This is a genomic window from Polaromonas sp., assembly GCF_039930745.1.
Taxonomy (GTDB): Bacteria; Pseudomonadota; Gammaproteobacteria; order Burkholderiales; family Burkholderiaceae_C; genus Polaromonas.
The window spans coordinates 16,515-30,023 of record NZ_JBDTTH010000055.1 but is presented as its reverse complement, the minus strand read 5'-3'; the positions used below and the strand labels follow the sequence as shown (position 1 = coordinate 30,023).

General features: G+C 62.8%; 7 protein-coding genes. 3 read left to right on the top strand and 4 right to left on the bottom strand.

Going from position 1 to position 13,509, the window contains the following annotated elements; all coding sequences use genetic code 11:
- The 4 genes from ABI660_RS15740 to ABI660_RS15725 all read right to left on the bottom strand — a co-directional run.
- The coding region (locus tag ABI660_RS15740; RefSeq protein ID WP_348069725.1) for an amidase family protein at positions 1 to 404 on the bottom strand (404 nt) is incomplete at its 3' end.
- Between the two features lie 2 nt (positions 405 to 406).
- Positions 407 to 1,384, bottom strand: coding sequence for a tripartite tricarboxylate transporter substrate binding protein (locus ABI660_RS15735; RefSeq protein ID WP_348069723.1), 978 nt, complete (start codon positions 1,382 to 1,384; stop codon positions 407 to 409).
- Between the two features lie 12 nt (positions 1,385 to 1,396).
- Positions 1,397 to 2,764 (bottom strand): aminotransferase class III-fold pyridoxal phosphate-dependent enzyme, encoded by a 1,368-nt coding sequence (locus ABI660_RS15730; protein WP_348069721.1) that lies wholly within the window; start codon positions 2,762 to 2,764, stop codon positions 1,397 to 1,399.
- A gap of 18 nt (positions 2,765 to 2,782) precedes the next feature.
- Entirely contained in the window at positions 2,783 to 3,919 is a 1,137-nt protein-coding gene (locus tag ABI660_RS15725) for an FAD-binding oxidoreductase (RefSeq protein ID WP_348069719.1), read from the bottom strand.
- Between the two features lie 77 nt (positions 3,920 to 3,996).
- Between ABI660_RS15725 and ABI660_RS15720 the strand changes: the two genes are divergently transcribed.
- The 3 genes from ABI660_RS15720 to ABI660_RS15710 all read left to right on the top strand — a co-directional run bounded on the left by ABI660_RS15720 (position 3,997) and on the right by ABI660_RS15710 (position 13,461).
- Entirely contained in the window at positions 3,997 to 4,605 is a 609-nt protein-coding gene (locus ABI660_RS15720) for an XRE family transcriptional regulator (protein ID WP_348069717.1), read from the top strand.
- Positions 4,606 to 4,689: 84 nt separating this feature from the next.
- Entirely contained in the window at positions 4,690 to 5,394 is a 705-nt protein-coding gene (locus ABI660_RS15715; RefSeq protein ID WP_348069715.1) for a glutathione S-transferase family protein, read from the top strand.
- A gap of 447 nt (positions 5,395 to 5,841) precedes the next feature.
- Entirely contained in the window at positions 5,842 to 13,461 is a 7,620-nt protein-coding gene (locus tag ABI660_RS15710; RefSeq protein ID WP_348069713.1) for a SpvB/TcaC N-terminal domain-containing protein, read from the top strand.
- Positions 13,462 to 13,509: the final 48 nt, after the last annotated feature.

The window sequence follows — 13,509 nt, the reverse complement described above, 5'->3', positions numbered from 1 at the left end:
GTGTTGGCGCCGGCGCCCATGTCGGGCACGTTGGTCTTGGCGGTGACGATGGCGCCGGCCGCGCGCAACCTGGCCACCAGCGCGTTATCGGCCGCTGGCACATTGCCGCGCAACCGCACATTGCCGTAGGTGGTGAGCAGGCCCTCTGTGTCCTGCAGGTCCTTGACGCCCAGGGGCAGGCCGTGCAGCGGGCCCAGCGGTCCGCCGCGCATCACCTGTGCCTCGGCCTGGCGCGCAGCCTCGCGGGCGCGGGTGAAGTCGGTGGCGCAGATGGCGTTGATGGCCGGGTTCAAGGATGCGATGCGTGCGATGCAGGCATCGAGCAGCTCGACTGGCGAGAGCTGGCGGCTGCCAATCAGGCGCCGCAGTTCGACGGCCGATGTTTCGACGAGAGTGGTAGTCATCGTCAGTCTATTTTGATCTGCGAGCGCTCTGCAATGGCTTTCATGCGGGCAATGTCGGCGGTGACCATGCCGGCCCAGTCGGGCACGGCGCTGTAGGCGGGCTCAAAACCGGCAGCCTTCATTTTGTCCTGGGTGTCGGGGCTGGCCATCAGTGTGGCCAGAGCTTTGTCCAGCCGGGTCTTGACGTCAGCTGGCAGGCCGCGCGGCGCCACCAGCGCGAGCCAGGCCGTCATGTCGAAACCGGGGTAGCCGGCCTCCGCCACGGTGGGCACGTCCGGCATCACGCTGGAGCGCTTGGGCGTGGCGACCGCCAGCACCTTGATCTTGCCGGCTTTGAGCTGGGGCGCCGCCGCCACCACGGTGTCGAAGCTCACCGGGATTTGCCCGCCTATCAGGTCGGTCATCAGCGGCGCACTGCCTTTGTACGGAATGTGCAGCATCTTCAGGCCGGTGGCGTTATTGAACATCGCACCGGCAAAGTTGGAACTGGTGCCGTTGCCGAAGCTGCCATAGACAAACTTGTCGGGGTTGGCCTTGGCGGCGGCCACCAACTGCGGCACGTTGGCAGCCGTCACCGACGGATGCACCAGCACGGCCAGCGCCACCGAGCCGACCATGCCAATGGCGTCAAAGCCCTTGACCGGGTCATACGGGAGCTTGGCTTGTATCGCGGGGTTCAGCGTGAAGGTGGAGTTGGAGCTGACGAGCAGGGTGTAGCCGTCGGGTTTGGCGTTGGCCACAGCTGCTGCACCAATGGCGGTGCCGGCGCCCGGCTTGTTTTCCACCACAACCGGCTGGCCCAGTTGCTCTTCAAGTTTCTTGCCGAGGATGCGGGCCAGTACGTCGGCCGCGCCACCCGCGGGGTAGGGCGCCACCAGCGTGACCGGCCGGTCGGGATAACCGGCCGCGCAGGCCAGCCCGGCAAAAAGCAGGCTGCTGGCAAGGAGTGCACGGCGAAATGTATTGACGGTGTGTTGCATGGTGGGCCTCGTTTAAAAAGAAAAGGTGGAAGGACGGTCAGCGGGTGGTGGGAATCCGGGCACGGCGGCCGGCAACAGGGAGCTGCGCGCGGCGACCACTGCCTCCATCGCCGCAACAAATTCATCGGCTTGCGCATCGCCGAAAGGCAGCGAGAGTGCGACCAGCCCGCGCCGCGCCAGGAAGATGCCGCGCTCCAGCTGGTCGAAAAACAGCAGGGCCTTGACGCGGTCATCGGCACCGGCCAGATCGGCCGCATTGCGCAGCGGCCGGTCGGTGGCGTGCAACTGCATGACCGAGCCCAGTCCGGTGAACTGCAGGCCCACGGCATGGCGCTGGAACACGGCATTAAGCTGTTCGCGCAGGCGCTCGCCGCGCTGGTTCAGCGCTTCAAGTGCGGTGGGAGTGAGTACCTGGGTCAACCCGGCCAGGCCAGCGGCCATGGTCAGCGCGTTGTTGTTGAAGGTGCCGGCATGGCCCAGCGCATCGGCGCGCCGCGGATCGAACCTTTCCATCACGTCGGCCCGGCCACCGAAGGCGCCGAAGGAGAGGCCGCCGCCGAAATATTTGCCCAGCGTGGTGAGGTCCGGCGTCAAGCCCAGCAAGGCCTGTCGCCCACCAGCGGACAGGCGCGAGGTCATGACTTCATCAAGAATCAGCAAGGCGCCGCATTCACTGGCCAGCGTGCGCAGGCCGTGCAGGAAGGCGGGTTCGGCGGGAATGCAGCCACCAGCGCCCAGCATGGGCTCAACCAAAATGGCCGCCAGTTGTGCCCCGTGGGTCTGCGCCAGTGCGCGGACTGCATCGATGTCGTTGTAGGGCGCAACCACAAAGTCGTGCGGCACATTCACGGGCGAGCCGCCACCGCCAAACGACAACACACCGCCGTGGTAGGCGCCGTTGAAAACCAGCACCTTGCGCCGGCCCGTGTGTGCGGTGGCCGCAGCCAGCGCCATCAGGTTGGCTTCGGTGCCCGAGTTGGTAAAGCGCAGCAGCGCCATGTCGGGAAAGCGGCGCTGGATCTCATGCGCCAGCGCGGCCTCACGCGCGGTGTGTGAAGACAGGCTCAGGCCGTCCTGCAACGCGGCCACGATGGCTTGCTGGATCACCGCATTCGAGTGGCCGTAAATGCCCGCGGTGAACTCGCCCAGCGCGTCCAGATAGCGGTGGCCGTCGGCGTCCCAGAGCTGACAGCCTTCGCCGCGTGCCATGTAGAGCGGAAAGGGCGAGTAAAACAGCACGCTGCGTGTATTGCCCGCCGGCAGTACGTCGGAGGCTTCAAGCAGCAGCCGCTCGCTGGCAGGGTTGTGCGCGCGGTAGCGGTCGGTGGCCTCGGCCAGGGCCGCATCGAGTTCGCTGGAAGGAAGGGCGGGGCTGCGCATGGGAGGTGTCTCTGTTGGTCAACGCAAGCGGGCCGGTGACAGCGCGGCCGCGTTGACCCCATGTTGAACCAGTTCGGCCGGCAGGGCTACCTCGCGCAGCAGCGCATCGGCCAGCGCACTGGCGCCGGCGGCGCTCTGGATGCCGTAGCCCCCCTGCGCTGCGAGCCAGAAGAAATCGGGGCAGGCAGCGTCCTGGCCAATCACCATCTCACCGTCGGGCACAAAGGAGCGCAGCCCGGCCCAGGTGCTGGTGGGGCGGCGGATGCTCAGGGTGGTGACCGACTCGATCTGGTGAATGCCCATGGCAATGTCCAGCTCCTCGGGCACCACGTCGTGCGGCACGGTGGGGTCGGCATTGGCGGGCGAGCCCAGCAACTGGCCCGCGTCAGGTTTGAAGTAGTAACTTTCATCCATGCCCCCCACGACCGGCCAGCCGGAGACGTCTACGCCCTCAGGTGCCTTGAAGGTGAAGGCGCTGCGCCGGTGCGGCATCAGCCCGATCGGGGCAGCGCCGAACAGGCCCGCCAGTTCGTCGGCCCAGGCGCCGGCGGCGTTGACGACCATGCGGGCGCGCAATGTTTGGCCATCGGCGAATTGCAACGTCCAGCATTGCCCGTCGTGCGTGGCTTGGGTCAGGGTGGCACTGGTGCGCAGCTCGCCCTCGGCACCGGCCTTCTGGCGAAAGCCGCGCAGAAAGCCCTGGTGCAGCGCGTGTACGTCGATGTCCTGGGCACCGGGGTCGTACAGGGCGCCATGCACCATCTCGGGCCGCAGGCAGGGCACGCGCGCCAAGGTGGCGCGGGCATCCAGCACTTCCAGGCCGGGGCAGCTGGTGGCCAGCTCGGTGCGGGTTTGCGCCATCAGCGCTTCCTGCCCCGGGGTGGCCACGTACAGCGCCCCGCGCGGATGCATGAGGGGCGCTGTGGCGAATCCTTCGGGCGGCTGTTCATAAAAAGCGCGGCTGGCGCAGGTCAGCGCACGCACGCCCGGCGGGCCGTAACTTTCCATGAACATGGCGGCCGAGCGGCCGGTCGAGTGGTAGCCGGGCTGGGTCTCGCGCTCCAGCAGCAGCACGCTGCGCTGCCCGGCCAGGCGCCAGGCCAAAGAGGCGCCCGCAATGCCGGCGCCAAGGATCAGGATGTCATATTCTCGCATTTGAGAATTCTCACATGCGAGAATCATGCCTGTCCAGTGCCGTCTGTCTGCTTTTATTTCAAACAAGGGAAAACGCCATGCCCACTCGCTCTGCCGGCACCCCTGCCGCAGCCCCCGAGGCTGACCGGGCGCAGCTTGGCCTGCAACTGCGCGAACACCGCAAGGCGCGGCGGCTGACCTTGAAAGACCTGTCCGGCCATTCGGGCGTGGCGCTGTCCACGCTGTCCAAAATGGAGCTGGGCCAGATATCAGTGAGTTACGAAAAACTCGCTGCCGTGGCGCGCGCGCTGGCGCTGGACGTGGGGCAGTTGTTTGATGCGCGCTCCGCTGCACCGGTTGGCGCAAAAGCGCCATCGGTGGTGTGGTCTTCGGCCAGCACTGCACCGGCCTACAGCTCGGGCAACTACGACTACCGCATGCTGGCCACCGGCTTCCCGGGCAAACGCATGACGCCGCTGTATGGCCGCGTTGTGGCGCGCAAGCGGGACGAGTTTCCCGACTTCATACGGCACCAGGGGCAGGAGTTTGTCATGGTGCTTGCAGGCCGCGTGGCCATTCATTTCGAAACCGGTGAAACCGTAGAGCTGGGCCGCCACGAAACCGCTTATTTCGACAGCGGCGTGGGCCACATCTACCTTTCCCTGGGGCGCAGCGACGGGCAGGTGGTGGTGGTGATGAGCGAGTAGTAAGCGGCGGACGACTCGCTTCGTCTTCCTGCTGCTTGTCGCAGCCGCGCCGGGCGACGCTGCCATGTTGTTATAACGGACCGCATGATCAAACTCTACCAATACCAGCCCGCGTTCGGCCTTCCCAATGCCAGCCCGTTCTGCATGAAGCTGGAAACCTACCTGCGCATGGCCGGCTTGCCCTTCGAGGCCCCGCCGGTTTCCTTGCGTGAACTCGGCCGCGCGCCCAAGGGCAAGATGCCCTATATCGAAGACAAGGGCTGCACGCTTGCAGACACCACTTTCATCATCGGCTACCTCCAGGCGGGTTACGGCGACCGGCTCGACAGCTGGTTAAGCGCCGAGCAAAAAGCCGTGGCCTGCGCATTCCAGCGCCTCATGGAGGAAAACCTCTATTGGGCCGTGGTCTACACGCGCTGGGTGGAAGCGCAGGGGTGGGAAGAAACCAGGGCCGCTTTTTTTGCCGCGCTGCCGGCGCCACTGAGGTGGGTGCTGCCACCGCTCGCCCGCCGCGGAATGCTCAGGCAGATGCGTGGCCACGGCATGGGCCGCCACACCGGGGAAGAGATAGTGGCCATCGGCAAGCGCGACATCACGGCACTGGCCGATTTCCTGGGCGTCAAGCCCTACCTGATGGGCGAAGAGCCTTGCTCGCTCGATGCGACCGGCTATGCATTTCTTGCCAACCTGCTCTGGCCGCCCGTGGAGTCGGCACTGAAGCAGCATGCACAGACCTATCCGCAACTGCAGGCTTATTGTGAGCGTATGCGAGTGCGGTATTACGCCTGATCGCGATGACTTTCATATTGGCATGCGGGCTCTTCCGGATGGCAAGCTGAAGTCTCGTAGAACACTCTTGTCTCAAAACAAATTTTCGCAAGTTATTTATTTACAAAGGCGAAGCCTTCCGAAAACTGGTTTGCGCAGCGTAGTTACATGCAAACACAACAGCAATGGAATTTCTGCGTTGGGCATGTCCTGTTTCGGTGGCAGGACGGCGGACAAACATTTGCACACACAAGTACGGGAACTCACATGCTAAGCTGAAAAAAAGACCCTGTGGCTCGATAAAAACATGGTGGGTCGATAGAAAGGAGCGCTGTGCCCACGGATTCTCACGGCGCTACGCCTGGCAAGGTTGTTGAACCATGGGGGGGGATGGCTTCCACTGCGCAGTCCGCTGTGACCGCAGAGTCTGGCGATGGCACGCCATCGTTTTTGCTGAAGGCCCCGCAGTTGTCGCTTCCCAAGGGTGGCGGCGCCATTCGCGGTATTGGCGAAAAGTTCTCGGCCAATTCCGCTACCGGAACGGGCAGGTTGTCTGTTCCGTTGCCGATTTCTCCTGGTCGCGGTGGATTCCAGCCGAACCTCTCCATTGACTACGACTCCGGGGCCGGCAATGGCCCCTTCGGTATGGGCTGGCGCCTTGGGTTGCCGTCGATTACCCGCAAAACGGAGAAAGGCCTTCCGCGTTATCTCGACGCCGAAGAGTCCGACATTTTTTTGCTCGGAGGCGTCGAGGACCTCGTCCCGGTGACTGTCACAGGTGGCAGCGGCGAGCGGGAAACGGCGAGCATTTTATTGGCAGGCAGAGCGTACCGGGTCCGTCGCTACCGTCCGCGTGTGGAAGGCCTCTTTTCGCTGATCGAACGATGGTCTGGCGCTGACGATCCGGCTGAATCGTTTTGGCGCGTGCTGGACCGGTCAAACATGACGCAGTGGTTTGGCCGCGCGCCTGCCAGTCGAATTGTGGATCCTTCAGATCCATCGCGAGTCTTCCAATGGTTGCCTTGCGAAAGTCATGACGACAAGGGCAATGCGATTGTCTATGACTATGTTGCGGACAACGCTGACGCGATAGACCCAAGCGCTCCGTGGGAGATACATCGTGCGGCCAGGCAGCGCAGTTCCCAGCGTTACCTCAAGAGGATTCGCTACGGTAACCGCACGCCCTACTTGCCGAACTTGCGCCCGAATGCGCCGCTTGATTCTCTGCCCTCCGAATGGCTGCTTGAACTGGTGTTCGACTATGGCGACCACACCGATTCGGACCCGCAGCCGGAGCCTGACCGGGTCTGGCCGTCGCGCCCGGACCCGTTCTCTAACCACCGTCCCGGATTCGAAGTGCGCGCCACCCGCCGTTGCGAGCGGGCCCTGATGTTTCACCACATCGCCGAGGCCTCCGAGGTCGGAGCTGCCGGGTTGATCCGCTCCATGCGTTTTCGCTATGCTGCCGCAGGGGCGCTGGATGACCCCTTGCAGCCCGGCTATAGCGTTATGGTTGCGGCCGAGCCTTGGTCGCATGAGCGTGGCGCTGGCGGCACGCTCGAGAGCCGACCATTGCCACCGCTGGAGTTCCGTTACAGCCTGCCGCGCGTCGATTCCGAGGTACGCACCCTGATGGCTGCCGACCTGCAGGGCCTCCCCGTGGGAATACAGGGCACGGGGGTCCAATGGGTCGATCTTGACGGTGAAGGCGTTTCGGGTGTCCTGACCGAAGAGGCGGGTACCTGGCGTTATGCGGCCAATCTGGGCGGCGGCAGGTTTGAGCCCAGCCGTGCGGTGGCCGGCCTGCCCACCCGGCGAGCGCTAACAAGCGGCGGACAGCGTTTGATGGACCTGAATGGCAACGGTGAAATCGATGTCGTGGATTTCGACCGTCCGATGCCGGGGTTTTACGAGCGTGATCCGCAGGACGACTGGAAGCGCTTCATGCCTTTTTCATCGCTTCCCCAGATCCGCTGGGACGATCCGAATTTGCGGTTTCTGGATCTGACCGGCAACGGGCATGCGGACGCACTGGTGACTGAGGATGACGTTTTCACCTGGTATCCATCGCTGGCGGAGAGCGGTTTTTCCCAAGCTGAACATACCCGGCCTCCGCATGGCGAGGAGGGCGTGCGGCTTGTGTTTTCTGATGGTACGCAGACGCTGTTCCTGGCGGATATGTGTGGCGACGGTCTCACCGATATCGTGCGTATTCGAAATGGCGAGGCGTGTTACTGGCCCAATCTCGGCTATGGCCGGTTTGGCCGCAAGGTGAACTTCGGCAATCCGCCGCGCTTTGACCATGATGACCTGTTTGACCCACGGCGCATCCGGCTCGCCGACATTGATGGAAGTGGACCCGTCGACATTCTTTACCTTGGCCGGGAGGGCGTGCAGCTCTATTTCAACCGGTCCGGCAACACCTTGAGCCATGCGCGGAAAATTCCTTTTCCGCTGGCCACGCACAATCTGGCTGCCGTGCAGCTTGTTGACCTGTTCGGGCGAGGTACCGCGTGCCTGGTGTGGAACTCACATTTGCCGGCAGACAGTGCCAACCCGGTTCGCTACATCGACCTGATGGGTGACACCAAGCCTCACTTGCTGGTCGAGTTGCGCAATAACCTCGGCGGAAGCACCGAGATCGAATACACGCCGTCAACACACTTTTACCTGGCAGACAAGGCAGCGGGCACGCCCTGGATCACGCGGCTTCCTTTTCCGGTGCAATGTGTCAGCCGCGTGACAGTGCGCGATATGTGGCGCGGTACGGCGTTCAGCAGCACCTACAGCTATCACCACGGTTGCTTCGACGGCATCGAACGCGAGTTTCGCGGCTTCGGCCGGGTAGAACAGATTGACGTCGAAGACTACGGCCGGTTCGAGCAGACCAATGGGAGCAGCCCCTGGATTACCGATGACCATCGCCTGTTCCAGCCGCCGGTGAAAACTGTCACCTGGTATCACACCGGCGTGGCAACGGATGGCCACGGCCTGCTCACGCAATTCCGGCATGAATACTTTGTTTCCCGTTACCGCATCGAAGGTTCTTTTCGCGAGCGTGACTTGTCCGAGCTTCTTCTTGACGAAGACCTTGGCGCCGACGAGCGCAGGGAAGCGCTGCGGGCCCTCAAGGGCATGGTGTTGCGGCAGGAGGTCTACGAGCTCGATCTTGAGTCACTTGTCCAGGATAGTTCGCCGCACCACGCTGTGCGGCTGTACAGCGTTGCCACCCACAGCTGCCGCATCCAGCGCCTGCAGCCCAGGGGCCAGAACCGGCATGCCGTGTTTCTGGTCACCGAGAGCGAGGTTTTGAACTACCAGCATGAAATGCCATTGCCTCTGCCGGGTGGCGTGGTGACACCCGATCCGCGCATCGCACATACGCTCGCGCTGCGCGTGGACGAACACGGCCAGCCACTGCAGACAGTGGCGGTGGGCTATCCGCGCATCGGCCGTTTCGAAGACGACACCCTCGATGAGGCGGACCTGCATCGTGTTCGTGCGGTGCAGGCCGAGGCACATCTGGCCTATACCGAAGCGCGTTTCACCCAGGATGTGCTGCTCCACGCAACGATGGATCCCGGCTCTGTGTTGCGCCACCATCGCCTGCGCCTGCCATGCGAGCTGCGGAGCTTCGAACTGACGGGCATCTCCCACGCAGAGGCCTTCTACTATCGCCTGGAAGACTTTGCCGGGCTGGAGCTGAGCGATCACTATTCACGAGCGAATGAAGCAGCGACGCCTATCGGCATGACCGCGTTGCCATACCACCGACCAGCCAGCGGTACAGTGCCGCAGCGCCGCTTGGTCGAGCATTTGTGCACGCTTTACTTTGACGACTCCGGCGATGCCGTGGCCCCGACCGTATCTCTGCCATGGGGCCAACACGGCCCGCGCGGTCTGAAGTACGAGGACTACAAGCTTGCACTGACGGATGAACTTCTGGATGCCGTATTCCAGACGCCGGGCGGTGTGCCCGGTATGTCGCCCGCCATGTTGGATTGGGAGCTGCAGCCCGGCGTTAGTGCGCGCAGCCTGCTGGATAACCCGCAGCGTAGCGGCTATGCGCGCGGCGAGGATATCGCGACCCGTTTTGCACCGGATGCAACTTCCGCAGATATGGCGGGACAGTACTGGCTGCGTTCCGGCACAGCTGGTTTTGCCGGTGACGCTGCCCGGCATTTCTACTTGCCGGAGCGCTACACCGATTCCTTCGGTGCTGTAAGCACGCTTGAATACGACGTGCTTGATCTGTACGTCCGTAGCGTCACGGACGCACGCCAGAATCGCAGCGAAGTTCTGCGCTTCGATCATCGTGCGCTGATGCCTGTGGAAATGGTCGATGCCAACGGCAACCACACCGAAGCCTGCATTGACATTCTGGGTCAGGTGGTCGCCGTGGCTGTCAAGGGCAAGCCAACGGATGACGGGTGGCAAGGGGACGATCTCGAGACCTTTCATGCAGAACCCGCCTTGCGCAACCCGGCGGTGGAAGCCGTGCAGGCCTTCTGTACCCAGCACGAGCTGGATGGTGCCCAGGCCCGCACTTGGCTGGCCCGCGCGGGCGGACGCTTTGTCTATCACTTTGGCGAGGCTCGAGCAACTGACGGCAGGGTCACCACCTGGGCGGTACGCCCTGCCATGGCCTGTGCCATAACGCGCGAGGTTCACGCCGGTCGGCCCGGCGGCGACAACTGCCCCCTGCAAATTGTTCTGCAATGTTCCGACGGGGGCGGAAACGTTTTGATGGCCAAGCAGCAGGCCGAGCCGGAAGTCGAGGGTGGACCGCTGCGCTGGATCGTCAACGGCCTGGCCATCCTCAACAACAAGGGCAAACCAGTCAAGCAATACGAACCCTTTTTCAGCAACCGCTTCGGCTGCGAACTGCCGCGCGAAGAGGGTGTCACCCCCATCCTGTTTTATGACGCGGCAGGCCGAGTGATACGCACCGACTTGCCCGACGGAACTCTCAGCCGAATCGAGTTCTCGCCCTGGTACGCGCGCCAGTTCGACGCCAGCGACACTGTGCTGGAAAGTTCCTGGTATGCGGAGCGCTTGGCTGTCGATGCCAGCGCCGAGGCCCGCCGCGCCGCCCGCCTGAGCGCGCTGCATGCCAACACCCCGGAACTCCGCGTGCTGGACAGTCTGGGGCGTGAAGTTATTGCCATCACCCACAATCGCAGCCCCAGTGAGGCCTCGGAATTCGGCAATACCCCGTTGATCGAGCGCCCCTGGCTGGATGAACGTCACCTGACTCATACCTGCCTCGACGCGGAAGGAAAGCCTTTGTGGGTACGTGATGCGCGTGGCAACCTGGTCATGCAGTACATCTGCCCGCCCAAGCCCAATAGCGACCACGGTGACGACTTGCCGCCTGGAAGTGTTCCTGCTTATGACATTGCAGGCAACCTCCTTTGCCAGCACAGCATGGATGCGGGTGACCGCTGGATGCTGAGCGACTCAGAGGGCAAGCCAATGCTCCATTGGGACCTCAACGACCGGCTCGAAGCCGATGGCCAGCTTCGACCGGAGGCACGCCTGGCATACACCGAATACGATTTGCTGCACCGTCCCTTGCGGCAATGGCTGCGTTTTGGGACAGCTTCTGCCGCCGTGGTGGAACGTTTCGACTACCGCGATACGGCCGACCCGGACCCGGACGAAGCCCGGGCGCTTAACCTCATCGGCCAGGCCGTGCGCCACGACGATCCCAGTGGTCGCATCGAGTTGCTGCGCCTGGGCTTTACCGGGCAGGTGCAACACGAGAAACGCCGCATGGCGCGCCACCACCCGGCAGTGCTTCCCGACTGGCAGGGTGATGAGGTTTCGCGAGAAGCACTGCTGGAGCGGGAAACCTTCGCACGCCTTACGGAGCACGATGCGCTCGGCCGCATGACCCAAATGATCAACTGGCACCGCCATGCGGGCCGTGTGGCGGTTTACAGACCGCAGTACAACGCCCGAGATTTGCTGGAGGCCGAGAACCTCAGTATCGGCGCACGCCTGGTCGAGGGGGTACCCCAGGGGGGACGCATCTCGCGTGCGGTGCATGGCATCACGTACAACGCCAGGGGCCAACGTACGTGTCTGCGGCAAGGCAACGGCACCGAAACCCGCTATGCCTACGATAGGCGGAACTTTCGCCTGATGCAGCTCCGCACCGCACGCCCTGCAGCTGATTTGCCCTTCCCGGGTTTTCGTTCGAATCTCCGCGATGAGAGGGTGGTGCAGCAACTGCACTACACCTACGATGCTGCAGGAAACGTGGCCGAAATTCTGGACGAAGCCTGGGCGCCCGTCTTCTTCCGCAACCAGGCTGTCGAGCCGCGCAGCCGCTACGTTTACGATGCGCTACATCGCCTGCTTGAGGCCACCGGCAGGGAAAGTGCGCAATTCAGCGCTGCACCCGATTCCCTCAGCGAGGTATTCGGCGTTGATGCTTTTCCGGCAGACCACGCGCTGAGAAATTACCTCCAGCGCTATCGCTACGATGCCGTCGGCAACTTCATCACCATGCAACATAGCGCCGAGGGGGGCAGCTGGACACGCCATTACCATACCGCCACAGACAGCAACAGGCTGTTGCGAACGTGGACCGGCGGCGATGAGGCTGCAGCTGTGCGTTATACCTACGATGTCCACGGGTCCATGCTGAACACGGCCAATGTGCCCGACCCGGCGCGCATCCGCTGGGACTGGCGCGACATGATTGAAAGCCTGGATCTCGGGGGAGGCGGCCGCGCCTGGTACGCCTATGACATGGGCAAACAGCGCACGCGAAAACGCATCGAGAAACCGGGCGGCGTTGTCGAAGTGAGGCTGTACCTGGGTGGCATGGAGCTGTACCGGCGGTACGCCCCATCAGGCGATGTGATGGAGGAAATCGAGACCCAACACTTGTTTGTTGATGATCAGCGTGTGCTTCTGGCTGAGCAGGTTGTCAGCACAGACAATCCGCGGCTTGGCGCAGGTGTGCTGCTGCGTTATCAATATAGCAATCACCTGGGCTCGGTTGCGCTGGAGCTGGACGAAACGAGCCGGATTATCGGAAGCGAAGAATTCCATCCGTATGGGACAACGGCGTATCACCTGAGCAGCCGATCAGCCGATGCAACGCCCAAACGATACAGGTATACGGGCATGGAGCGGGACGAGGAGACGGGATTTAGCTATCACACAGCGCGATACTACGCACCGTGGTTGGGTCGTTGGGCAGGTGTAGACCCGCTTGGCACGGAGGATGCCCTCAATGTGTATTCCTACGCGAGAGCATCGCCAATCAACCGTCTGGATGTCAACGGCATGCAGAGTTCGTCTCCCGAATATCGCATGCCGCTACCGCCAGGTGGTGTGGACCGGGTTTCAGGCGAGGACTATGGGCCTCCGATACCACCTCCCCCACCCCTGTCCCCGTCAGGACCGGACCTGTCTGAACGGTTGGGGGCCTACGTCGATGCCGATGCGGTGAATGCAGAGTATGAGGCCGTGCTGGCCGGCCGGTCTCCGGAACTAAGAGCTTCATTTCTGCGTTTTGTAACCGAAGTGTCATTTGTAACGCTTGGGCCGGAGCGCGACTACGCGGCTGAAGGTCGAACGACCGACATCATTGATGACAGGTCTGAAGTGCATGAGGATGCGGTTCTTTTCATCCTCCACTCGGCCTTGGACAATGCCTACAACTACCTGCAGGAAAGCGGTCAGGCATTCACCCTGTTCAATGTGCTGCTGCTGGCACGTGAATTCCTTACCCAGGTGCGCCGATACGACGACCTGACATCCCAGAACATTACGCTGCGCGATGCACAACATTACTTTGCAGGGCGCATAGCCCAATGGAGAATCATGTTTGACTCGTCATCCGTGAGCAGTCCTCCCTCGTGGGCCAGCAGTCTTCTGAGCGACGTCGCCACTGTCGCGTGGGATGCATTAAAGCTTGTTGCGCCAGATTGGACCGAGACTTCGAGCTTTCATTCATCGCCGGTTGGAGGCGAGCATTGGGCATCGCGCGGAAGTTCGGACTACCGGCAGCTCGATTTGGAACATGCCAGTGAGGCCGTGAGACCCGAGGATCCAGCCCGCGGGCGATAGTACCGCTGTACGACCGACTACAAGCACAGATAGTCGGACAGAAATAGG